Annotated in this window: 21 protein-coding genes; 14 read left to right on the forward strand and 7 right to left on the reverse strand. The window is 56.9% G+C overall.

From position 1 onward, the window contains the following. Window positions 1-291: 291 nt before the first annotated feature. Genes FURADRAFT_RS15845 through FURADRAFT_RS15860 form a run of 6 tightly spaced genes read left to right on the forward strand, consistent with a single transcriptional unit; the run spans window position 292 to window position 8,246 of the window. On the forward strand, window positions 292-1,605 hold the full coding sequence (locus tag FURADRAFT_RS15845) for a tyrosine-type recombinase/integrase (protein WP_008955168.1): 1,314 nt from the start codon (window positions 292-294) through the stop codon (window positions 1,603-1,605). Continuing rightward, window positions 1,592-3,145 (forward strand): site-specific integrase, encoded by a 1,554-nt coding sequence (locus tag FURADRAFT_RS15850; protein WP_008955169.1) that lies wholly within the window; start codon window positions 1,592-1,594, stop codon window positions 3,143-3,145. Before FURADRAFT_RS15845 ends, FURADRAFT_RS15850 begins: the two co-directional genes overlap by 14 nt. After that, entirely contained in the window at window positions 3,138-5,189 is a 2,052-nt protein-coding gene (locus FURADRAFT_RS15855) for an integrase (protein ID WP_008955170.1), read from the forward strand. Before FURADRAFT_RS15850 ends, FURADRAFT_RS15855 begins: the two co-directional genes overlap by 8 nt. Before the next feature lie 5 nt (window positions 5,190-5,194). Further along, a complete protein-coding gene (locus FURADRAFT_RS20245) occupies window positions 5,195-5,668 on the forward strand; it encodes a hypothetical protein (RefSeq protein ID WP_081455965.1) in 474 nt (157 codons plus the stop codon). A gap of 12 nt (window positions 5,669-5,680) precedes the next feature. After that, window positions 5,681-6,148, forward strand: coding sequence for a DUF6262 family protein (locus FURADRAFT_RS21265; RefSeq protein ID WP_008955171.1), 468 nt, complete (start codon window positions 5,681-5,683; stop codon window positions 6,146-6,148). Beyond that, window positions 6,141-8,246, forward strand: coding sequence for an AAA family ATPase (locus FURADRAFT_RS15860; RefSeq protein WP_008955172.1), 2,106 nt, complete (start codon window positions 6,141-6,143; stop codon window positions 8,244-8,246). Before FURADRAFT_RS21265 ends, FURADRAFT_RS15860 begins: the two co-directional genes overlap by 8 nt. 694 nt (window positions 8,247-8,940) lie before the next feature. Here FURADRAFT_RS15860 and FURADRAFT_RS15865 read toward each other — a convergent pair. Further along, complete coding sequence (locus tag FURADRAFT_RS15865; RefSeq protein WP_201441966.1) at window positions 8,941-9,906, reverse strand: integron integrase; 966 nt, start codon at window positions 9,904-9,906, stop codon at window positions 8,941-8,943. Between the two features lie 148 nt (window positions 9,907-10,054). On the opposite strand from FURADRAFT_RS15865, the gene FURADRAFT_RS20625 reads away from it, so the two are divergent. The 4 genes from FURADRAFT_RS20625 (at window position 10,055) to FURADRAFT_RS15875 (ending at window position 15,057) form a co-directional block, all read left to right on the forward strand. Further along, on the forward strand, window positions 10,055-10,597 hold the full coding sequence (locus FURADRAFT_RS20625) for a hypothetical protein (protein WP_150105093.1): 543 nt from the start codon (window positions 10,055-10,057) through the stop codon (window positions 10,595-10,597). A gap of 97 nt (window positions 10,598-10,694) precedes the next feature. Continuing rightward, window positions 10,695-11,651 (forward strand): GIY-YIG nuclease family protein, encoded by a 957-nt coding sequence (locus FURADRAFT_RS20630; protein ID WP_008955174.1) that lies wholly within the window; start codon window positions 10,695-10,697, stop codon window positions 11,649-11,651. Window positions 11,652-11,723: 72 nt separating this feature from the next. After that, complete coding sequence (locus FURADRAFT_RS15870) at window positions 11,724-12,134, forward strand: hypothetical protein (RefSeq protein ID WP_150105094.1); 411 nt, start codon at window positions 11,724-11,726, stop codon at window positions 12,132-12,134. A 298-nt stretch (window positions 12,135-12,432) separates the two neighbouring features. Then, entirely contained in the window at window positions 12,433-15,057 is a 2,625-nt protein-coding gene (locus FURADRAFT_RS15875; protein ID WP_008955177.1) for an AAA family ATPase, read from the forward strand. A 332-nt stretch (window positions 15,058-15,389) separates the two neighbouring features. On the opposite strand, the gene FURADRAFT_RS21390 is transcribed toward FURADRAFT_RS15875, so the two are convergent. Together FURADRAFT_RS21390 and FURADRAFT_RS15880 are read right to left on the reverse strand one after the other, a co-directional pair. Further along, window positions 15,390-15,998 carry an HAD domain-containing protein gene (locus FURADRAFT_RS21390; RefSeq protein ID WP_008955178.1) on the reverse strand — a complete coding sequence of 203 codons (609 nt, stop codon included), beginning with the start codon at window positions 15,996-15,998 and terminating at the stop codon, window positions 15,390-15,392. Then, window positions 15,998-16,480 (reverse strand): HAD domain-containing protein, encoded by a 483-nt coding sequence (locus tag FURADRAFT_RS15880; protein WP_040653094.1) that lies wholly within the window; start codon window positions 16,478-16,480, stop codon window positions 15,998-16,000. The genes FURADRAFT_RS21390 and FURADRAFT_RS15880 overlap by 1 nt, the downstream gene beginning before the upstream one ends. A gap of 210 nt (window positions 16,481-16,690) precedes the next feature. Here FURADRAFT_RS15880 and FURADRAFT_RS15885 point away from each other — a divergent pair, with 210 nt between their 5' ends. Next, complete coding sequence (locus FURADRAFT_RS15885) at window positions 16,691-16,936, forward strand: helix-turn-helix domain-containing protein (protein ID WP_008955180.1); 246 nt, start codon at window positions 16,691-16,693, stop codon at window positions 16,934-16,936. A 1,096-nt stretch (window positions 16,937-18,032) separates the two neighbouring features. On the opposite strand, the gene FURADRAFT_RS15890 is transcribed toward FURADRAFT_RS15885, so the two are convergent. From FURADRAFT_RS15890 to FURADRAFT_RS15900, 3 genes are all read right to left on the reverse strand, one after another. Next, on the reverse strand, window positions 18,033-18,911 hold the full coding sequence (locus FURADRAFT_RS15890; protein WP_008955181.1) for a class I SAM-dependent methyltransferase: 879 nt from the start codon (window positions 18,909-18,911) through the stop codon (window positions 18,033-18,035). 45 nt (window positions 18,912-18,956) lie between these two features. Continuing rightward, window positions 18,957-19,730: a glycosyltransferase family 2 protein gene (locus tag FURADRAFT_RS15895; protein ID WP_008955182.1), complete on the reverse strand. Its 774-nt coding sequence runs from the start codon at window positions 19,728-19,730 to the stop codon at window positions 18,957-18,959. Window positions 19,731-19,843: 113 nt separating this feature from the next. Continuing rightward, window positions 19,844-20,668 (reverse strand): lysophospholipid acyltransferase family protein, encoded by an 825-nt coding sequence (locus tag FURADRAFT_RS15900; protein WP_236261610.1) that lies wholly within the window; start codon window positions 20,666-20,668, stop codon window positions 19,844-19,846. Window positions 20,669-20,828: 160 nt separating this feature from the next. On the opposite strand from FURADRAFT_RS15900, the gene FURADRAFT_RS15905 reads away from it, so the two are divergent. From FURADRAFT_RS15905 to FURADRAFT_RS15915, 3 genes are read left to right on the forward strand one after another with little or no spacing between them, the layout of a single operon-like run. Beyond that, window positions 20,829-21,107 carry an acyl carrier protein gene (locus tag FURADRAFT_RS15905; RefSeq protein WP_008955184.1) on the forward strand — a complete coding sequence of 93 codons (279 nt, stop codon included), beginning with the start codon at window positions 20,829-20,831 and terminating at the stop codon, window positions 21,105-21,107. Next, window positions 21,107-22,360 carry a beta-ketoacyl-[acyl-carrier-protein] synthase family protein gene (locus FURADRAFT_RS15910; protein WP_008955185.1) on the forward strand — a complete coding sequence of 418 codons (1,254 nt, stop codon included), beginning with the start codon at window positions 21,107-21,109 and terminating at the stop codon, window positions 22,358-22,360. The genes FURADRAFT_RS15905 and FURADRAFT_RS15910 overlap by 1 nt, the downstream gene beginning before the upstream one ends. Then, window positions 22,357-22,851, forward strand: coding sequence for a 3-hydroxyacyl-ACP dehydratase FabZ family protein (locus FURADRAFT_RS15915; RefSeq protein WP_008955186.1), 495 nt, complete (start codon window positions 22,357-22,359; stop codon window positions 22,849-22,851). The genes FURADRAFT_RS15910 and FURADRAFT_RS15915 overlap by 4 nt, the downstream gene beginning before the upstream one ends. A gap of 185 nt (window positions 22,852-23,036) precedes the next feature. On the opposite strand, the gene fabG is transcribed toward FURADRAFT_RS15915, so the two are convergent. Further along, window positions 23,037-23,756, reverse strand: coding sequence for a 3-oxoacyl-ACP reductase FabG (gene fabG, locus FURADRAFT_RS15920; protein WP_008955187.1), 720 nt, complete (start codon window positions 23,754-23,756; stop codon window positions 23,037-23,039). Window positions 23,757-23,758: the final 2 nt, after the last annotated feature.

Here is a 23,758-nt window from a genome sequence, read left to right on the forward strand (position 1 = left end):
CCCGGAATATTACATTTTTACATTTCTAGTTTTTTAATTTAGCAACTGTAATTTTCAGCCCAGAAGAACTGCACCCATATCAGATTTCACGCACCGCAAGTCAAATATTTTGTTGTACGCTCCAATCAAGCACAAAAACATTGGAGCCACCCTCACAAACCAGAATGTAGAAAAACACCACCTTCATGCCATTCACAATTGAATGAGCATCTCTCATTCTGGATATTGAAATTTAGCATGATGAATTTACCAAGCTCAAAAGCCATGAAATTCTTATCGTGAGGAGCTGAAATGGGAAGCACTTTACCGTCAAAGTCAGGAAAATTTTCAATTAGAACCATTATGATGGTCTCAGGTGAGCGCCTCCCTGTTTTGCTCAACAAAACAGAGGGTATCCCTCTGTTTGACCCCACGGTGTACGTTTTGACAGAACTTCGACAGAAGAATCGGGCCAGCAATACCATCGAACGGGCTTTGCGTGAAATCGAGGTCCTATTGGACTTTCTGGATGCCAGTGATATTCACCTAGACAAGCGCCTGCAAACCGGACAACTCCTGTCGCTACCAGAAATCGATGGACTCGTCCGCCACTGTGGTCTCCCCGCTTCAGAATTTAAGGCGTCGCGCAGTAGGCTCACACAGGAAACGCCCCGCCAGAGTCTTCGCGTAATCCGGATGGAGCGGTTTCGCATGCGTCGGCCGTCAACCTATGCCAAAGAGGTTTCCCCGGTAACGGTGGCAAACCGCATCCGCACCATTCGGGCCTACCTCACCTGGCTCAGCGCACGCCACCTTTCCCAGCCAAACCTCGACCCAACCATTCGAATAACCTTGGTCTCCACCAAGGAATTTGTCCTGAACGCCATGTTCGAACGCATTCCGAGTACACGCGGGAGAAACACCGTCGGCATGCGGGAAGGGGCTTCTCCAGAAACACTCGACCGGCTGCTGAAGGTGATAGGCCCTTGCTCACCTGAAAATCCATGGCTCAGCCCACACGCGCAGGCACGCAATTCGCTTGCCATTTCTTGGTTGTTGCTGCTCGGTCTGCGCCGGGGCGAACTGCTGAATGTGAAAATTTCAGATATCGACTTCCAAAAAGAAGTCGTCACCATTGCTCGCAGGGCCGACGACCCGCAAGACCCCCGCAGGAAACAGCCTCGTACAAAAACACGCGACCGACGAATTCCCCTTTCTCCTGAACTGGCAGCAGCCACGCATCACTACATTATCACCATTCGCTCAACACTCGATGGCGCGCGACTACATGAATTCCTGTTTGTAGCGGACCGCTCCGGGGTTCCCATGGCATTAGACACTTTGAACCGGGTTTTCCATACCTTGCGAGTGACATTTCCAGACCTTCCCGAAGACTTAACACCCCACATCCTGCGGCACAGTTGGAACGACAAATTTTCGGAAATTATGGAAAAGAAGGGCGTGCCACCAGAGGAAGAGAAGAAATTGAGGTCGTTCCTGATGGGGTGGGTTGAAACCTCGGACACTGCGTTGTCGTACACCCGCCGTCATACGAGGAAGAAGGGCCAAGAGGTATCTCTTGAAATACAGGCAAACATGCTAAAGGGGAATAATGATAAAGAATAATATGGCTGCACCATGGCATTTAGTACTAGATGACTTATTGCCAGCATCGGCCCAAACCAAAACAGGCGTTTGGTTTACCCCTCGGTCGGGCCACTGGGCCTATCGAGAAGGCACCCATTCGGTCAGCCTTAATTTTGATGCCCTCCCAGGGGCAACCTCCGGTTTCGTCATCGGTTTGAAGAAGACGCTTCTCTGGTATGCCAAGAACCGTTCGTCCCATCACGTAAAGAACTTGTTTGAGCGGATAAAGCATTTCCTTATGATTTTTTCAGGTACTGATAGCGCCCCCCTCGAGGTAATAACCAGCGAAATGCTCATCAACTATCGGTCAAGCCTAACCCCATCCACTCACTGGTACTTGAGCACGCTGGCGGGGCTCCTGAAAAAATGGCACCGGTTAGGGTATCCAGGGGTCACCGCCGATGCCGTTACTTTCTTGAAACAGGTAAGGCTGAAGGGAAACACAAAAGGGATGGCCGTGTTAACCATGGACACACAGGACGGTCCCTTTACAGATATCGAGTTGCAGGCCATTCAGAGTGCATTCTGCACGGCCTACGCCCAAGGGGAGGTCTCCCTGAGCGATTACATGCTGGGCTGGCTGTTCATGCTGTTGGGACAGCGCCCCGCCCAGTATGCCTTACTCAAAGTTTGCGATATCTCCGTAGCCAGGGCCAAGGACGGTACGGAAATCTATATTCTGAAAATACCCCGCGTAAAACGCAGACAGGGGGCTCTCCGCACAAGCGTTACAAACCGATTACTCACCCCCCAAATTGGCGCTCTGCTGATTCAGTACACGAAGGTAGTTGAGGAGCAGTTTATTGGTAAACTGAAAGACACAACCCAAGCCCCGTTGTTTCCCGCAAGCAGAGCACACCGTGCGCCCCCTCAAGGTTTCGAGTTTCACTCCACCGCCTATCGTTTAGGGCGCCACCTCCAGACCATCTTCAACCACTTAAAGGTGGCTTCGGAGCGCACAGGTAAGCCAATTCACATAACGCCAACTCGCTTCCGCCGAACCATCGGCACCCGGGCGGCCATCGAGGGGCACGGGGAACTCGTTATCGCAGAGCTATTGGACCATGATGATACCCAAAACGTTGGCGTGTATGTTCAGGCCACACCGGAAATCGTTGAACGGATAGACCAAGCCATCGCGCTACAAATGGCCCCGCTAGCCCAAGCATTCGCAGGGGTACTTATCTCGACAGAGGTGGATGCGGAGCGGGGAAGTGACCCCACCAGTCGTATCGTTTCACCTCAATGTACCAAGGGTTTTACGCCCGTTGGCAACTGCGGGAAGCATGGTTTCTGCGGATTCATGGCCCCCATCGCCTGCTATACCTGCCGAAACTTCCAGGCGTGGCTGGACGGACCTCACGAGGCAGTACTAAACCATTTGGTGGCGGAGCGGGAGCGCCTGATGGCAAATACCGACGCACGCATTGCATCGGTCAACGACCGGACAATATTAGCCGTCGCCCAAGTGGTTAACCAATGCCGCGAAGCGAAGCGCGCGGGGGGAAAAAATGAATGAAGTCCTGCTTTTCACCCCAAAGCAAGAACTTGACGCCTTGGATAACCTCGAAGGGTTCATCACCATGTGCCGCGAGCGGCTGACCGTGTTCGGCGCCGATTTGGCTTTTGATGCCCACATATGGGACGTGACCAAGGAATGCGCCCGTAAAGGGCAAGGAACCAAGCGGGAGCGCATTACCTTCTGCACCTTGACCACTGCGGGGACAAAATGCCCAGAGCCAATGAGCTCGGCCTTTCGCTCCTTCGCCCAGGCATACATCCGCTACATGCAGGGGATGCGACCTGTTGTCGGGCTTGGATTCAGGATGGCGGCCCTGAGGGCCTTGGAAGCTGCGCTCACAGAGAATGGAGCAGAGCGGTCCCCGGTCAAGGCCGACACGGGAATCTTCAACCGGGCCGCCCAGCTCCTCCATGCCAGGTTTTCTGAGGGAGCAGCCTACCGAATAGGCATCCAGTTGCAAATGGTGGCCGACTTCTTGGCAACCAACCGGCTGACCGTCGTACCATTGCGCTGGCATAACAGTATCAAGAGGCCTGCTGGCGGTACACGAGTCGGCAAAGAGTTCGACGAGCAGCGAGCCTCGAAGCTCCCTTCCCCCAGGGCATTGGAGGTCCTCCCCAAAGTCTTTCGACTGGCAGTGGCCCCTGCCGACATTCTTGTCAGTTCCATTGCCGCAATTCTCTGCTCGGCGCCGGACCGTATTAACGAGGTACTCACCCTGCCGGTCGACTGCGAGGTCAACCTTGCGGGCGCATATGGCATTCGCTGGTGGCCAGCAAAGGAAGCAGACCCCATGGTGAAGTGGGTCATCCCTTCCATGTCCAGCGTGGTGCAAGAAGCGTTGGGAAAAATTAGGAAAGAAACAGACGCGGCGCGAAAGGTCGCATCATGGTATGAAGCCAATCCAACACGGATGTACCTCCCGGCCAACCTTGAGCGCCTGAGAGACCACGAACTGCTAAGCATGCAGGAAGTCGGGAAGGTCCTTTGGGGCCGGAAATTTGCAAATGGGTCCCCCCACACGTGGTGCAAAGAAAACTCTATCCCCCTGGAGAAGCAAGGCCGCATCTGGTTCGCGCCCTTTGCCCAAGTCGAGAGCGTCGTTCTGGCCATGCTGCCGTCAAATTTCCCCCTACTTGAACCAGACAAGAAGCTGAAATATTCCGAGGCACTGTGCGTCGTGCAACGGAACCTATTTCATCGAAAGAAGGCAACTTATGTCCCTGTAATTGAACCTATCGTCATCCAGCATATCAACGACGGGCTGGGAGCACGTAGCGAGCATGGTACACAATCCATCTTTGACTCGCTCGGCTTCACGGATGATACAGAGAAACCCATCCGAATGACCACGCACCAGTTCCGCCATTACCTGAATACGCTGGCCCAAGCCGGTGGCCTGAGCCAGCTTGATATCGCAAAGTGGTCTGGCCGACGGGATATCCGCCAAAACGAGGCCTACGACCATGTCTCTGCCGACGAAATGGTACAGCGAATTCGCAACGTAATCGGCGACGAAGAGCGGATGTTTGGGCCGCTGGCATCGATACCGAAAAACACCCTCATCCCCCGCGACGAGTTCGCCCGGCTCAAAATCCCCACCGCACACACGACAGATTTCGGTTTCTGTGTGCATGACTACTCAATGGTGCCCTGTCAGCATCATCGGGACTGCATCAGTTGCGAGGAACATGTATGCATCAAGGGGGACGAGGCGAAGTGGGCCAAGCTCCATACGCATCTGAAAGAAGCACAAAAGCTGCTGGCCGATGCTGAAGAAGCGGTCCAGAAGGGCTACATCGGGGGAGACCGCTGGATGGAACACCACCAGCTCACCACAGAACGGTTATACCAGCTCTGTGAAATTCTCGATAATCCCGACGTGCCTGTTGGGGCCGTCATCCAGCTCTCTGGCTTACAGATACCCCCCCAAATTTCGCAGGCGGAGGAACAGCCCCTTGCACTAACACCCCCCTCCTCCGTCGAGGAGATGAACATTACCCCCTCTCTCGACTTGTTACGTAACTTGCTGCGGGACTGAATAGCATGCCCAAAAATAAAACGCGCAGCAAAAACCTGAATGATGAAATCATTGAAGATATTGTCCGCCAGCTGGATGGATGGACAGGCAAACTTACTTGGGAATTACTCATCGCGGCTATCGCCCAGAGGACGCGGAGCACTTACACTCGCCAAGCACTCCATCAACACGAGCGCATCAAGCGAGCGTACCAACTTCGAAAGCAAGCCCTGTCAGCTACCGGATATAAACAGCCGAGATCGGCGGACAAGCTGTCCCCCTCAGAAGTTGAAACCCTTCTTCAGAGAGTTCAGCGGTTGAGTGCCGAAAACACACGTTTGAAGGCAGAAAATGAACGACTCCTAGAACAGTTCGCCATCTGGGCCTATAACGCCCATTCCCGTGGCCTCGACCTTGATTTCTTGAGTCGTCCTTTGCCACGGGTCGACCGTGAGCAAACCAGAGTTGCCACGCTGGCTCCTAATACCACGAAGCGCTGAGTGAGGCTGGCTATGGGAATAAGCGGTAAGGCACTCGGGAAACAATACCTAGATTCCCTTCGTGACTATCTGTCACACACAACGGAGCTGCCGACAAGCGACGATGGCACCCTTAACATCACGGATATTGCCAATAAGACCGGGGTGCCGAGGCAATCCTTCTACAAGAACGCTCGCATTAAACAGACACTGGAAGAAGCAAGACAATCTCGGAACATACCGAACCGGCCTGTGAGAATATTAGAGGAAGCCGCAGCAATAAGCGCCTCTAACTGCACCCTTGGGAGTGGGGCATCCGAGAAAAAAGCGAAAACGCTTGAACGTCGTGTGAACCAACTCGAGCAGCAGAACGCTGCTTTGGTCGCGGAGAATGGCGAACTACGACTACAACTGAAAACTCTCCGGCTGCAACAGGGCCGCGAGGACATGGCCATCGAAACCGGCCGGCGCATCCCCAATCCTCCCGATGGCCATGTCTGAAACCGTATCCCTGACCGTCAGTACACTAACCTTCCTGTCGGATAACGGTTCGACCATTTTCTCGGGCCACGACTCCGAAGGCCTGCGTGTGCGAGTGGTGGCGCGGGCCAAGACCCTGCCTCGCCCCCCTATCGTTGGTGAAGTCTGGATGGTCACCGGCGAGTATAGGGAGCATCGCAAGTACGGCCGCCAACTCTACGCGACCCGTGGCAGTTATTCTGTGCCCAAGGGGCGGCTGCTCATCAGCTACTTGGCAAATCATCCCGATTTTACCGGTATCGGCGAAGGCAAGGCCAGAGCCCTCTACGAAGCGTTCGGTGACCGCTTGCCAGCTATCCTCGATGTTGGCGATGTTGATGCACTAGAGGAGGTTCTGACGACCGGCATGGCCGAGCGGCTGGTGACTGTATGGGCCGACCATCAAGCAGAAGCAGCCGTGGTCGCCTTCCTCGACGAACATGGATTTGATATACGCTTGGCCAACAAGTTGCGGAAGGTGTGGGGTTCCCAAGCCATCGAGATGCTGAATCTCAATCCCTACTACATGCTCGCCTTCGCTAGTTGGCGCCAAACCGATGCGGCTGCATTAAAGCTGGGCGTACAAATCGATGATGTGCGCCGCATGGTCGGTGCAGTCGAAGCTGCGCTCTATGCTCGCCTACAGAGTGCCCATACAGTGACGCTAGCGGACCTCCTGAAAATACGCATAGCTTCCTTGTTAGGGGCTGATTTGAAGAAAAATAGCGCGCAGCACCCCATTGAACTAGCCTTGGCCGAAGGCGCCGTTGTCGGCAATGCAGAAGCGGGCTATCAGCCGATTGGCGCAGCAGCCCTTGAAATCCGCATTGCCGAGCGTATCCGGGCCATGCTGACGGGAGAAACCCCTATACAGTTCAGTTTGTTCAAGACGGATTTCAAACCCGACTGGCTTCATGCAGCGATAGTCGAGAACGAGACCACACAGGGCTTTGCACTGAACCGCCAGCAACGTGAAGCAGTGCTAATGGCAACAACTAAGCCATTCAGCGTATTGACCGGTGGTGCCGGTGTTGGCAAGACCACCGTACTCCGGGTTGTCATCGACATCGCCAAGCGACTGGAGCTGAAGGTGGTCCAAATGGCGCTGGCCGGACGTGCAGCCAAGCGCATGGCCGAAGCCACCGGGCACACAGCCATGACCATCGCCAAGTTCCTTCATCAAGCCAAGGAAGGCCAGCTTGAAGTGTCTGCGGACACGCTGGTGATTGTCGATGAGGCCTCGATGCTCGACCTGCCCACTGCCTTCCGTATTCTGAGGTATTTGCCTGACGGAGCACGATTGCTGTTGGTTGGAGACCCGGCGCAACTCCCTCCGATTGGCTTTGGCCTGGTTTTCCACCGCCTGGTGCAAAGCCCAAACGTGCCCTTGGTCGAGTTAATGCAGGTTCATCGCCAAACGGCAGAGACAGGTATTCCTGGAGTCGCTGCCCAAATCCGTGCTCATCAAGTTCCGGTGCTGGATACCTATGCGGGCCAGAATGTCGGGGTGAGCTTCATCGAGTGTGCCCCCCCGCTGGTTCAGGGTCAATTAACGCAACTGGCCATCGATTGGTCTGGTGAGGATTGGCAGGTTCTGGGAGCCATCAAGGATGGACCCTCTGGCATCGAGGCCATCAACTTTCAGTTTCATCAGCAGAATCACGGAGAACGCCTTTCTGGCTTCCAGTTTGGGGTTGGAGAGCCCGTCGTCCACTTGATTAATGACTACGACCGTGGCTTGATGAATGGCACCCTCGGCCACATCGTGGACATCAAGAACGATGACCACTCAGGATTGCTTATCGATTTCGAGGGTACCGTACACTTCCTACCGGCAACGGAGGTCCGCGACCGGCTTGAGCTTGCCTATGCCATCTCCGTACACAAGGCACAGGGTAGTCAGTTCCGGCGTGTGGCCGTGGTCATCACCAAGAGCAGAATCCTGGACCACGCACTGATTTACACTGCCCTCACCCGTGGCATACATCAGGTAGTTTTCGTCGGGGACCGTGCGGCCTTTGAACAGGCCATACGTGCCCCCTCGCTAGCACACCTGCGCGAGGTGGGGTTTTCAGTTTGAATGGAAGCCACCAAGAAACTGACAAATTTATTTTAATAATCAGTGCATTATTGCGTTTTTGCGTTCTGGCAAATGTCCCTCGAGAGGTGTAAAGATACCCCTGTTCCACTGAATGGTCTCTTTGTTGTTCAGCGCTTTGCCAGTTCACTCTCCGCAAGGGAGACGTCATCGAAAACGGCCGGCCGGTTTGCAATCTGTCGCAGCATACCTTCGGTCGTGTGTGGGTAGCCACCTCAAATTGTGGCCATAGCGGTTGAAACCCGCCCGTAAAGGAGTCAAGAGGACCGAGGAATAAATGTGACAGGGGTATCGTCGCGTTTATGCCGCGAAAGCCTCTTGACGTATTGAAGGGCATTCACGCTTCACCCAAGTGGGCTGGCGAGGTCTCATCGCCTGCCCACCTGCCTCACGGCGAGTGCGGGGTTTGGGGCGGAGCCCCAAGAATGCATGAGCACTGGTTTGATTGCTCGAAGGTCCGCGAGCGAGTCCAATACGCCTATGCCATCAGCGTTCATAAAGCTCAAGGCAGCCAATTTCAGCGGGTCGCGGTCGTTATCGATAGGAACCGGTTGGTAGGCCACCCCTCTGTGAGCGGCTCATATCGACCCAAAGCTGTCGTGATCTGGTATGGCCAGGAAACGGCAGCTATGGAGCATGATGCTGCCGTTTTATAACCATCTCCGCACAGATTGGTTTAGAGGGAATCAAGTGGGCTGGTTACGTTGCGGGTCGCCTGCAGTACATGCGTATAGATCATTGTGGTCTGCAAACTACGATGCCCCAACAGTAACTGGATGGTCCGAATGTCGGTGCCGGCCGCCAGCAGATGGGTGGCGAAGGAGTGGCGCAGGCAATGAACACTGGCGTGCTTGTGAATCTGAGCTTGAGCTACCGCTTTCTTGAATGCCCGCTGAATCGTGGTATCGGAAGTGTGCCAGCGGACCAACCTTCCACTGTCGCCCCAAGGTCGGAGTGCCGTCGAGGGGAAAGCGTATTGCCAGGCGAATGAGGAGGAAGCGGACGGATATTTACGCGACAGGGCGTCGGGCATCGGCGCTAGTCCGGCGCCGCGCGCCAAATCCTCTTTGTGTTGGGTTGCCACCCGCAACAGATGCTGCTGCAGTTTCGATCCCAACTGCGCCGGCAGCACAGTCGTCCGGTCCTTACTGCCCTTGCTGTTGCGGACCGAAATGGTCCGAGTGGAAAAGTCCACATCCTTGATTCGCAGGGTAACGCATTCGTGGACGCGCAGGCCGGCACCATACATTAGTTCTGCCATCAGTCGGCACGTTCCCTCCATCAGCGATAGTACGGTCTTTACCTCGTCCTGCGTCAAGACCACCGGCACCCTGTGCCGCTTTTGTACCCGGCGTAGTCCCTGCATCTGTCCCAACGGTCGGGTGAGTACGTTCTCGTAAAGAAACACCAGGGCATTAAGTGCCTGAGATTGGGTCGAGGCGGCCACTTGGCGCTGGACGGCGAGATGGTTCAGGAACGTTTCAACTTCGGCGGGGCCCATCTCAACAGGATGGCGTTTGCCGTGAAACAGGATGAATTGCCTGATCCAATAGCGGTAGGCGGTTTCAGTATTGCGGCTGTAATGGCGGCGCCGACAGACAATCGAAACTTGGTCAAGAAGTCGGGGTCGGTTGGCTATGATTTCACCCCATGAGTGTCACTCCTTTAGGTCAAAAATCGTAGGGTAGCGTGTAACGGGGGGCACGGCCAAGGCGTCCGGCGTATTGGGGGTTGATATACGGACAAGCCCATGACGAACGCCTTGAAAAATATGGTGTTTGGGTACGATAATGGATGTCAGCAATATCAATAAATATACGGACCTGCGTGTCCGTATAAACACTGTTAGCCGTATGGATAAACAACGTCGTCGAGAACTTAAAGCCGAGGGGAAGCGCCGAGTGGAAGAGTATTCCAATCAGGTGCACCAAAGACTGGCCGAACGTAACCCTTTTCCGGTCGGCGATCCGAATTGGGTTCGCAACCTTCAGGCTGAGTACAAGATCAACCGCGAATACCGGAAGAATGACTCCCAAGTTCTATTAGAGGCAGGGGTAATCCAAAACTCTGAGATCAAGATTCTCGGCTTCAACTTTGACAAAGGCTTTATGCCGCATGCTGGTTGGTATGTGCTGTGTGAAAACTGCCGCAACCTTGTTCCAACCAAGTGCGCTTGTACCCTTTTGTGTAGTTGCGGTGCTGTTGCTGTTATGCCGGAAACCAGACAGTATCTTCTGCCGCCATCAGACAAATACAAGATAGTGGAGCTTATCGGTCGTGGCCCAATACGTTCTCCCGATTCGGCACGTCAGTGGTGGAAGTTTTGGCGTTAACGGTTAACACTTCGGTCAAGGCGCGTCCTTCGGCCGCTGGGACGTCCCGCAAGCGGGCCGCCCCTTACCTCCAACGTTAGCCGCCTCGATTACACGCATGAAATTTCACTACATCAACGTTCACAACGTTAATGAACTCGTTCCTCTATGGGCGATTGATCCGTTCGCCCTTGCGCGCCATCTGGAGGATCTGTTCTCGACAGAACAAGGACGGAAACTTGTACCGACTGGCTCCGCGCTTTACGAGCCTCTGAATTTTTGGATTGAGGTAGACGCCTTGGCATTGCCGCCGACAGTCCGAGTCTGCACACCGGATTACAACGTTAACCTTAATGGCCATCTCATCGTTAGCTGCTCGTCCATCGCGCACGAACGGGCGCAGATCGATGTGCCATTGAATCCAATATTCAAAGGGTACGAAGGGCTCTCCGGCACCTATTCTGTGTACCTGCACTCATTCCAAACGGAAGTGCCACTTGGATACGTCGGTATGACAAAGCAACGTTGGTTCGATAGGTATGCGCAGCATATTTCGTCGGCACGATCTGGCTCTCCGTTATTGTTCCATCAAGCGCTACGCCAGCATCTTGTAGCGGAGGTGTTGCACAAGGTGTTTTTCTGCGAACTCGATCACGATAGCGCCCTAGAGCATGAGGAAGAGTTTGTCGGAATGTTTGGTTTGTATCCGCTTGGCTTGAACATGATTCCTGGCGGTAGAGCCGGTTTCGCCTATCTCGCCAAACTTGGAATGAACGCAAGGTCGGCAGAAGCAAGGGACTCTCTTGTTGAGCAACTCTCAGCCTGCGAGTCTGTCGAGGGCCGACCAAATCCACTTTGCGCAGCGCGTTGGGCAACCGATTCAGCGTTTGTTGAGCGAGTGGTTTGCGGGCATAGCGGGCGGCTAACGGTCGAGCAAGTACATCTCATTCGGTTGGGCGCTTCATTTGGCAAATCGCTGAGTGATCTCGTTCGAGAGTCTTCGGCTCGAAACATTCGCCAAGTTAAGAATGTATTGGCAGGAAGAACATATGGGCGCATTAAACAAGGCGACTAACTATTCAATCAACCGGGACGTCAAAATGCTGCGCATTTTGCCGCCCGTTATTTTTACCGTTAGGTTTAACCAATGGCCATACAACCCCCCAATTCGCTGGACCCTGGAGTTGCCGCCTTATTTGGTGCGATGATCGGTGCGGGCGCCTCGGTCATCGTACAAATTATTGCTGCTGTAGTTGCCGCAAAGCATGAGGCTAGATCATTTCATCGCACGCTGCGCAAAGAAGCAATTGCTAATGTCACTGACGCGTATGAGTACGCTCTAAATGTCACGTTCAACATGCAACGTGGTCGCGGGCCAGACGAAGCCACCTACGGTAACGTGTTCGCCCAAATTGAGCTTAGGGGTTCCCCAGCGGTCAAGAAGCTGGTGAGGGAGTTTCGGGGGTTGGGGCCGCCAGAGCGCCCCTCGTTCAATATGGACGTACTAATTAGTGCGATGCAGGAGCATATTTCGCAACTTGAGGCCGAATCTGAGTAGCTAAAATACCTAACTATTCAATCTACCGGGACGCCAAAATGCTGCGCATTTTGCCGCCCGTTATTTTCACCGTTGATGGCTGCTCTGCGATAAACGCCGGCCGTTCAGCTACCGAGTAGTTGAAGCTTTGGTATGTCCGCAACTGGCCGATAGCAGTCATTTTAGCGTTACGTCATGAACTTCTACCGTGGCCAAAGTTCCGTCCTCAGTCAGGGGTGGGTATGCCCATGTGCTATCATGGCGGCTAAACATCACCACGGACGCGGCTGAAAGCGTCTTTCTGAGTGGAGGGGACTGCATGGCAAGCATTCATTCAGAGTATCAACGCTTTCTAACGTACCTGACGCAGCGAGATGTGCACGACGACGTGCGCCGACTCGCGCACCTAGTGCTAAATCATCTGCAGCCACTTGCCGAGGTCGGAGCAGCGCGCCGTGGGCGGTCCACTCGCCTGGCACCGCTGGCCGTCGCGCAACTGGCGCAGTTGCCTGTCGAGCAAGACGGGGAGGCTCACGTGCCCGAAGCTGGGCCAGCACTTGGGCGCCTGCAGCAGCTAGAGGTAGGGCCGTTTCGCGGGTTTATGCGGCAGGAGACGTTCGACCTCAGCCATGACATCACCCTTGTCTACGGCGCCAACGGCACAGGCAAGAGCAGCTTCTGTGAGGCATTGGAAGTGGCGATGCTTGGCTCTATCAGTGAAGCGCAAGTCAAGCGGGTCGATCAGCGTATTTACTGCAACAATGCCCGCCTGCGTCGCCATGTCGCGCCGGTTCTCTCCGCCAGAGGGGCTGACCAGGTTCAGACAGTGCCGCCAGACGAGACCGAGTACCGCTTCTGCTTCATAGAAAAGAACCGCCTCGACGACTTCGCCCGCATCGCCGCGCGGACCCCAAGCGATCAGAGACAGCTCATCGCAACCTTGTTCGGCGTGGATCAGTTCAGCGAATTCGTCCGTGGCTTCAATCCCTCGCTCGATCAGGACCTGATGCTCGTTGGGGTCCAGGCGTCTCAGTTGGCACAGCGCCGCTTGCGGCTATCGAACTCCGAGCAAACGATCGCGGCCTACCCGCAAAAAATCTCAGTAGTCGAGGGCTTGGAGCATGCCTTGGCGCAGCGCCTGTTCCCCGGCTTGGGGTACCAGGCTTGCGTGGACTGGCTGCTCGGTACGCAGCAGCAGCAAGGGCGGCTGCCGTTTGTCCAAGGACAGCTGGATGCCGTCCCTCCTGCCGTACACGAGGTCACCCGAGCGCAGCTGCAGGCACTTCTGGCAGAGGCCTACCGCGTCCAGGGACTTTGGCAGGAGTCGTCCGGTCAGCTCGCAGCCCGTGCTGGCGAGGTGTCGTACGCTAAGCTCTACGAGGCGGTGCTGGCCCTAGCCGACGGGGCGACTGCCTGTCCCGCATGCGGTACCGGACTGGCTGCCGTGTCACAAGATCCGTTCGCCAAGGCGCGCGCGGGATTGGAGCAGCTCGCGCAATTGGCTGCCCTTCAGCAGCAAGAGGCCAATCATCGGACGCAGTTGAGTGAGGCCGTGCGGGTGCTCTGGGACGAGATGCGTCGAGTCGTGGCGGCCGCTGCATATGCATGTCCTGCTGAACTGCAGGCAGCGGGCCTGCCTCTGCTGCCTCCCTCCGCTGCGGGCAACTGGCTCGGCGCGTGGGTCGATGGTGAGCGATATGCCTGGAACGCTCTGCTGCGGGTCGCTGAAATCATTGAGCAGTTCGACGCACAGGCTCGCGAAGTGCTTGCCCAGCGCGGAGCGCTGGCCCAAGAACGGGACAGGTTGAACCAGCATCGGCTGGAGGTCGAACAACTTCGGACCATGCGCATGACGGCGGACCAGGAACTGGCTGCAGCCCACCAAACCGTGGCCCAGTTCGATGAGGCGAACCGCGAACTGATCCAGGCTGTCGCGGCAGAGGTACCGTTGGTCGCGCACCATCAGCGGATCAAGGCCGCCTACGACGGTTTCCTACCTGAGATCCAGGCCTACCTGGCCGCACTGCCGGGCGTACTGCTCCAGGGCCTGGGAGAACAGGCCTGCCATCTATACAACGCGTTCAATCGCGCTGATCCACCCGGCGACCTGTTGCATGCGCTATGGCTACCAGTGGCTGAGAACGGCAAGATCGAAGTGGAGTTCGTTGGTGAGCCGGGCGTGCGCTATGACGCACTGATCGTGTTCAGTGAAGGGCACATCAAATGCTTGGGCCTGGCGATACTGTTGGCCAAAAATATTGCGCAGGGCTGTCCGGTGGTTATTTTCGATGACGTTGTCAATGCGATCGACGATGACCACCGCGATGGAATTTGGCGTACCTTCTTCGAGGATGGTTTGCTGGACGGTAAACAAGTCATCCTAACTTCGCACGCCGAAGAGTTCTTGCATCGCATCCAGCAGGAGCTTGGCACGCGACGTGCTGTGGCCATCAAGCGCTACAAGTTCCTGCCGCATCAGGGTGAACACGAGCTCCGCGTCGACAGCGATCCCCCGACTAAGAACTATGTTTTGCTGGCCCAGCAGGCATTGGCGGTCGACGAAAAGCGAGAGGCGTTGCGCCAGGCGCGGCCGGCTCTGGAGAGCCTGACGGACCGGCTCTGGAATTGGCTGGGGCGCCGTACGGATGGACGCATCGAGCTCAAGCTAGGCGGGCCACGTTCACCATGGGAGCTCAATAACAAATGTACTAAGTTACGGTCAGCTGTCGATCGCATCGCGGCACAGCACGCCGGCGCATCAGATGTCGTCGCCGGATTGACACGCCTCCTCGGCGTCGGTGCAGGAAGCATCGAATGGGGCTATCTCAACAGTGGTGTGCACGACTCCCAACGAGACCATGAGTTCGACCGCACCACTGTGCGCACAATAGTCGAATCGGTTACAGCATTGGATGAGGCATTAGCGGTGCTACTCGGCCGCTAACTCAAGGTAAGTAATCTCTTGACGTGACGTGTTTCTTGAGTCGCCCTTCGTTTGCAAGATACTTTTGTGGCCGCTTTCAAGGCGAAAGCAGCCAACTTTCATCTCACCAGTGAAGGGCTGCTAAGGCCGATGAGCACTCAGTCGCCAAGTCACCCAAATGACTGCTGCAATCATCTATCTGCCATTGGACAGCCGAAGCGACGAATGACGGCAGTTGGTCGATATGAGCCGCTCACAGCGGGGTATTCAAGCCGATGCAACTGGCTGATCTGATGTGATGCAATTGGGTGCGCAAATCTGTGCAATTGCGTAACCGGTCATCACTAGACTAGTTACTCAGTGGCCGCTTTGACCGATTTGTGTAAGCTTAACTCCTGCATAGCACAAAGTTTCTTCTGCAGCGCTAAGTAGGTATGGGGCTCAGCAAGTCCAAGGGTCGGGTGCGTACGGATAAGATGGGACCTACACCATTCTGGCCAATCGGTATCATCATCATCGAGGGCTAGCCAAGCATGTGGACAGCGACGCTGTACGTCCTGCCATACCTGTACCCCACGTGGCGTCGCGACGTACTCATCCCTTCGGATGTGCCGTTGGTGGAATGTCGCCCCGATGACGCGCGACTGTAATGTCGGCGACAGTTGCTTCTTGGCGTAGCTGTAACCGCCCCGTGAGAGAAGCCAAGCGGTGGACAGCACAATGCGCAAAGCCGGATAAGGGGCGATGACCTTTTCCAAAAGGTGCTCGTACTCAAACAACCTGTGGCCTGGGGTCTGCAGCCATGGCCCCTTACTTGTCCGGAAAACGGCTTCAGGATGCAGAACTCCATCGTAGTCTAGGTAGAGTACCTGTAATAGGTTTGGGTACCTCCGACCCTCTGTGGCCGCCGAATCGAGCACTCTTCCCTCACAGCAGAATTGTTGTCCTTGGCTACCCAACATTACTTATGGATTAGCTCAAGCTTCGCCATCAGCTTCTCGCGAGTTCGCGGCTCCCCCAAGCCCAAGTTCCTGTCAGGGCTTATTAAATGACTTTCGAAAACCACTGGCCAGCCATGATAATCGTCATCGAGTGCCAGCCAAGCCTGGATGTCTTTATTGCGGACATATTGCATAATTTGGTCGAACCTTGTGAGCTCAAACCAGGTGTACAGGTCGGAACAGTACTCATAGGTACTGCCGATAATCCGTTCCTGAAGAGGGCGCGGCAGATAGCCCTTGGCCCGGCCGAAACCCAACGTTTGCACCCATGCAGTGCAGAGCACAATTTGCAAACGGGGATACGGTTTCAGTAGCTCCGACAAGAGATCGGCATGTTCGAACAACTGAGATCCTGGAGATCGCAGAACCGGTTCACGGTTGACGAGAAACACGGCGTCGGGATGGAGGCATCCGTCGAAGTCGAGAAATAAAATAGGAGGCATGATGTGAATGCGCTGAACTGCAATGGTTTAGGGAACGAATGACTCACCTGCGGTGCTGTTGAAGTTATCCTTAGGGGCACCAATCCAGCCTGATTTGCACAGTATATTGTTCATTGTAAAGCGCGGCGTAATGTTACACAATATATTGTGTAGATTGCCAGCCCAACTCCAATGACACTCCCCCGCTGCACTAAGCGTTGGAGGGGGTAAATGAACCGTGTAAGCGCCTTCGGCCGGGTAGTCCGGGAGGCAAGACTTGCAAAGGGATGGTCGCAGGAGGAACTTGCGGAGAGGGCGAGCCTACACAGGAACTTCGTGTCTCTTGTCGAGCGTGGCCAGAGCAAGATTGCCCTGGACTCCTTGTTTTTTCTCGCTGATGCTCTTGAAACAACCGCCTCGGAGCTATTACGAGCAACGGAGTCTGTGGTGCAGAACAACAAGGGCAATTCGCCTTGACCCCATCTCCTTAGGATTTGCTAAGCCTGCTGATTTTGCTTCCTGCAAGTCGCAGAGATAACAGGCACCCAGGGGAGGTGGCTTCCGGTGAGTTGTCTACTTCTCGGTAGCTGAGCTTTCCCATGTCTAATCCCTTCCCCCCATTGGATTTCCCCCGTGAATCCATTCCCGCCTCCGTTCCCGGTGTCCAGCCAAAGTTGACGGCACGATTAGTCAACGGTCGCTATCGCACGGGGCCCACTGATGAGGAAATCTGGGAGCGCTACAGCATGTGCGAAGACTTGGCGCAACAACTGACTGAGTACTGCCGGCGGAGGGCAACCGAGAATCCGCATTGGACAAGAGAATTCGGTCTTGAGCGAGTAGAACGGGGCTTGGCGGAAAAGGTGCGGCAAGGTATCTGGGATGTGTCTGCAGAAGAACAGCGATGGGTCATGTCGCGTGTTCGTTCGATACTAAGAGTATGAAGCCTGAGGAACCTAGGAGGACATTCCGCTTCTCCTGTTCCGTTGACGGCCTAGAAGCCGGCGCGCCCAAGCGTATCTTTGCGGGAGAATACACGCGCATCCTAGAGGGTCCGCTCGAGTCGTTTGTCATTCGGAGTTGGGCAGTGATTGTCAGCTATCTACTTCCCGGTGCTGTTCTTGCCTACAGGTCTACACTGAAACATCCCCCGTTGACGGCACCATTCACGTGAGGCGTGGGCGCACACGGCGCAAACTCGAATTGCCGGGTCTTACTATCGAGGTCTACCCAGGAGAGGGACCTTTGCTGGAACCATCAGCGCAATTTTGTCGGAGGGGCGGCTCAAGCCCGGACAAGGAGCACTGCAATCATGAGCGCACTTGATGGTGCAAAGGCATGGACGTTGGCATGAGTTGGAAAAGTGTAAACAAGAAAACCCTTAACAGGCTATTTATTGACAGATAGGGTAGAGCATCCCTGTGATAACTAACTCACACAACGCTATTGACACTTTTTGGTACGCATAACCCTTCTGAGAGGAACTACATGTTAGGCTGTTAAATTAGACCGGAAAAATTCTTTGCAATCAGTAGGTTGCATGGTGGTTTTCCGGTTTTTTCTTTCCCAAAGGTCAGTGCAGGCGACAGGGCAGATTCAGACCACCGAGGCGGAACCAGCGCGCCAGGTTATCGAAGTCGCGCTGCTCACCCGCGGTCAGTCGGGCATAGCCATCGCGCACCCGCTGCTCCAGAGCCGCATCGATGTCGCGGCGCGGCGTGCTGCGGAACAGCAGCATGAAAGGAGCCAGCGCGGTACGGTAGACATGCAGCGCACGCCCCAGCAGCGCCGCGGCCTGCCGCAGTTCGGCCAGACTGAACGCTGCGCGCAAGGAATTGAGGAAGTCGATAGTAAATTGCTCAGACTGCAGCTCAATGCGGTCATGAGCAAAGAAAGACTGGGTGGCCCGGCGCTTGAGCCGGCCGAAATCGGCCAGATAGACGCCGCCATCTGGGCGCAGCACGCGGCGAATCTGCCGCATGGTCTGCCCCAGCAGCTCGGTATCCGGCAGATGATGCAGCGACATGGTGCATAGCACACAGTCGACGGCCGCATCGGCAAAGCCATCCAGCCGGCCGATATCGCCCTGCTGCAGGCTGACATTGGGCAAACCGGCCTGCACCAGGTTTTCCCGTGCCAACGCCAGCATGCCAGCAGAGGCATCCAGCCCGATGAAGCGGGCGTCCGGGTGTAGCCGGGCAATCTGCAGCAACTGGTTGGCCGGGCCACAGGCCAGGTCCAACACCACGTCGCCGGGCCGGATCACCGGCAGCGACATGACGGCGTGGAAGAGATAAATGTAGTTGAGGATGCCGTTAGCGAGGCCACTCTGCATGAAGGCCCGGATCTGATCGGCATCCTCCATCAAGGCCTGCGGCTCCGGCTCGCGCGCCAGCACGGCCGGTGACAACCGCTCCAGCAGCAGATGGGCCATCATGACGGGGGCGGACACTTCAGAGCGTCCTTCCCGGCTGGTATGCGCACATGCCGCGCCCCATCAGCAAGCGGCCGGGCGGTTGGCCAGTCGGCGCCACAGCAGCAGCGGCAGGCGCAGGGCGAAACCGAGCATCAGGCGGATGTGCATCCAGGTCAGCAGGCGGTTGTCGCGCCAGTAATTGAAATGCGACACCCCCCCCTCCTCCGCCTGGAAATACTTCACCGGCGACGGCAGGTTAACCGGCGGCACGCCATGCCAACACAGGCGGACAACGGCCTCCGGATCGAAGTCGAAACGGCGCATCCAGCGCTGCCCTTGCATGATCCGGCGCAAGGGCGCCACCGGATAGACGCGGAAACCGAACAGGGAGTCGCCGATACCCATCCACAGGGTTTCCAGGTTCGCCCACCAGTTGGAAATCTTGCGCCCCTTGACCCGCAGGCTGGGCGCACTGGCATCGAATACCGGCAGGCCCAGCACCATGGCAGCAGGCTGCTGCTGCGAACGCGCCATGAAGGCGGGAATCTGCGCTGCTGGATGTTGCCCGTCTGAATCCATGCACAGCACGTGGGTGAAGCCCTGCCGCGTGGCCTGCTCCAGCCCGTGCAACACCGCAGCGCCCTTGCCGCGATTTTCCGGCAGCACGAAGACCTGCAGGCCCTCGTCTTCGGCGGCCATTTGCAGCAGCGTCTGCTCCGAGCCGTCGTTGCTACCGTCTACGATCACCCATACTGGGCTCCATTGCGCGCGGGCCGCACGCACCGTGTCGAAAACCTTGGGGCCGGGATTGTAGCTGGGGATGAGAACCACATGCGTCGTTGAAGAAATGGGCATGGCAGACTTACTGAACCGAATATGCCCCCCTCTGCGGGGTGCTGTTTGAATTGGGCAGAACCTAGCCGATGGCTAGCCTGCCGGTCAAGAATGCGTCGTGAATGGCAAGCGCCTCAATCCAGCCGCAACTCCGGGTCGATGGAAAGCCGGATCGACGCTTCGAAATACTGTTGCAAACGGTGTGCGGTTTCATCGCGCCGACCCTGGGCCTTGAATTCCTTGCCGGGCACAGCGCGGTAAATCAGCGGAAATGCAGGAGGGCGCCATATTTTCCAACCCTTGCTCAAATAGGGCGAATTGGTGGTAATGATGATGGTCTGCAATGGCGCCTCGGCTTTTTGGGCAATCAGCGCCACCGAACCGCCAATATCGTTCACCGGCTGTCGCGTGGTGCGGGTACCTTCCGGAAAAATCATCAGCACCGAGCCCTGCTGCACCGCACGAATAGCGGCACGGAACATCTGCTCCGGATAGCGGTTGGAAACATAACCGGCAAGGTAGGCCCCAGCCCCCAGAAACAGATTGGAGCTGATGCTGGCTTTCATCAGACAGACCGCCCGGGGAATGCGAGACAACACCAGAAAGGCATCGATCATGCTTGGGTGATTGGGTACCAGCAGCATGCGCTCCCGGCCGTTCAGCCGATCAAGCGCACGCAAATCCAGCCGCATCAGCCCGCTCGCCTGGGCTCCGGCCAGAAAACAGCGGCAGATGGCACTGATGGTCCACTGCACCAGTGGCTGCCGCAGTGGTCTGGGCGCCAGCAGCAGGGGCAAGGCGGCGATGTTGCCCAACAGCAGCATGGAGCCAAGCCAGCACAACATCAGGTAAAACAGGACGATCTGGAACAGCCGGAAACAGCGATTCAACATTATTTCGAATTTACTCCCGGCTTCCGGCCAGCCATCTTTTCTTACCAGGCAGGCCAGAACGGCCAATCATTCCGCGGGATGGATTTAAGGGTGACTGACAGCTGTCATTGCATCGTTGGCTGCTGCCAAAGCGCTTGACGAATCAGGCCCAAGGCAACGCATATGCCATAATTTTACTCTATAATTACTACCTTTTGGTACATGCCACGTCTTGGGTTGAACGCTCATGTTAGAACAAATCATCAAAAACTATCTGGTCAATACCAAGGGCAAGGATCCCGCCCTGTTTGAAGATCCGACGCTGCAGGTTTCCGCCCTGGACCTCGACTCGCTGGACATGGTGGAGATGCTGTTCGAGATCGAGGACCGCTGCGGCTTTCAGTTGCCAGACCCCACCCGCTACCCGCAGATGACCTTCCGTGACATGCTGGCCGATATCGAAGCTGCCATTCGCGAACATAATAACGGCGAACTGCCGGAACTCAGCCTCGAAGAGAACAAATAGTGGCCAAGGTTTTGATTACCGGCATGGGCACCATCAGCCCGCTCGGTGCCGACCTGCCCACCAGCTTCGCCCAGGCACTGGCCGGCCACTGTGCCATTGGTGCCGCCACCCCCGACATCGCCAAATGGCTGCCCAATGTATTGCTGGCCCAGGCTGCCGCCGATCCGGCCAGCAAGCTTGACGGCAAGCACGCCAGCCTGGACCGCGCCAGCCAGTTTGCCCTGGTGGCTGCCAACGAAGCACTGGCTGAGGCCAACATCCTCGCCGCGCCTGCCGACTCACGCCGCTTCGGTATTTATGTCGGCATCGGCTTGGGCGGCGCCCATACCCTGGATGGCCTGTACAGCCGATTCCAGTCTGCCGTACAAAGCGAAGGCAAGCGCAACCCCGTGGTGGTGCACCCGCTGACGGTCCCACGCATGATGTCGAATGCGCCAGCAGCCGCCATTTCCATGGGCTACGGGCTGCACGGCCCCAGCCACACCTATTCTGTTGCCTGCGCATCTTCCGCCGTCGCCATCGGCGAAGCCTTCCGTGCTATCCGCGACGGCTATCTGGACGCCGCCGTGGTGGTAGGCTGCGAAGCCATGCTGACGCCCGGCGCCATGATGGCGTGGAATGCGCTGCGCGTGATGGCCAAACCGCATGCGGCCGATCCGTCGCGCAGTTGTCGCCCCTTCTCGCAGGACCGCAGCGGTTTCGTGTTGGGCGAAGGCGGTGCCGCCATCGTACTGGAAAGCGAGGCCCGTGCCGCCGCTCGCGGCCAGAGCGCACTGGCCGAGCTCTGCGGCTATGGCTGCAGCAGCGATGCCGCCCACCTTACCGCGCCTTCCAGCGCCGAACAGATCAACGCCATGCAGCAGGCGCTGGACGATGCCGGGTTGCGGGCAGAGGATATCCAGTATCTGAACGCCCATGGCACGGCGACCGATGCCGGCGACGTCACCGAGACCAAATCCATCCGCGGTGTGTTCGGCGCAGCGGCCGGACAACTGGCCGTCAGTTCCACCAAGTCGATGCACGGCCACCTGATCGGCGCCAGCGGCATCCTGGAGTTTGCGCTCAGCGTGATGGCGATGAACAGTGGCTCGCTGCCGCCCACCGCCACCCTGGAGCAGGCGGACCCGCGCTGCGATCTGGATTTCATCCCGCTGACCGCGCGCCATGACTGCGATGTTCGCGCCATCATGTCCAACTCCTTCGCCTTCGGCGGCAGCAACGTTTCGCTGGTGGCACGGCGCCTTCCCGCATGAGCGAACAGGACTACCAGTACCCGATGCGGCTGCAGCGCGGCGATATCGAACAGATATTGCCGCACCGCGGCGCCATTTTCGTCTGCCAGCAACTCACCATCGAGGGACCCCACCAGTTTCATGGTGTGGCAAGCTGGCCGCACGACAATGCGGTGATCCAGGGGCACTTTCCCGGCATGCCTATCGTGCCGGGGGTGATGCTGATCGAGTCGATGGCGCAGTTTGCCGGCGCCGGGCTCCTGGCTGGCGACCCTTACGTCAAGACGCTGCCAGACGATTCGGTCGGGGTGCTGGCGGCGGTGCGCAACTGCTGGTTCAAACAGCCGGTGCTGCCGGACCAACAGGTCGAGTTCTTCATCCACTGCCGCCAGATGGCACCCTTGCTGGTGCAGGTCCACGCCCAGGTGAAGGTGGCGGAGCAGGAAGTGGCCAAGCTGGAAATCGCGCTGGCTTATGCGCCGCGCGCGCAGTTGCAGGCCACCGGCGGCTGACAGCAGTCCCGCTGCTCCAGCCGTCAAAACCTGTTTCAAGCTCTCGCGAGCGAAGGGTCAGCCAAAGCGAAACGGGGCGAAAAAGCGGAATGTACGTTGGGTACATGAGCATTTTGAGCCACGTTTCAACGCCGGATCACCCGAGCGCAGCAGAGCATGGGCAGGTTTAGAGCATGGGCAGGTTTTTAGATCATGCCACCGTTGATGGAGATCACCTGGCCGGTAATATAGCCCGCCTGCTCCGATGCCAGGAAGCCCACCAGGCTGGCGACCTCCTCCGGCCGGCCCACCCGCTTCATCGGCACCATCTGTGCCACCATCTCCTTGTCGAACACATCCTTCGACATTTCCGACTCGATGATGCCCGGCGCCACCGCATTGACGGTGATGCCGCGGCTGGCGAGTTCGATGGACAGCGACTTGGTGGCGCCGTGCAGCGCGCTCTTGGCGGCGGCGTAGTTAGTCTGGCCGCGGTTGCCAGCCAGCGCCGCCACCGAGGTGATAGTGATGATGCGCCCCCAGCGGGTACGGATCATCGGCATGGTCAGCGGCTGGGTGACGTTGAAGAAGCCATGCAGCGAGACGTCGATTACCCGGTGCCACTGCGCTGGCTGCATGCCGGGAAACACTGCATCATCGTGAATGCCGGCATTGTTCACCAGCACCTGTACCGGCCCCTGCTCCAGCACGGCTTCCAGCGCAGCCGCCGTTGCCGCAGCATCGGCCACGTCGAACTGTAGGGCCTCGGCCTGATGGCCCTGGGCTCGCAGTGACTGGCACAACTGTTCCGCCGCCTCTAGATTGCGGTTGGCATGGATGATGACGTGGAAACCGTCGGCCGCCAGCCGCCGGCTGATGGCTGCGCCAATGGCGCCGCTGCCACCGGTAATCAAGGCTCGTTTCATGG

The organism is Pseudogulbenkiania ferrooxidans 2002, from assembly GCF_000174355.1.
Classification (GTDB): Bacteria; Pseudomonadota; Gammaproteobacteria; order Burkholderiales; family Chromobacteriaceae; genus Pseudogulbenkiania; species Pseudogulbenkiania ferrooxidans.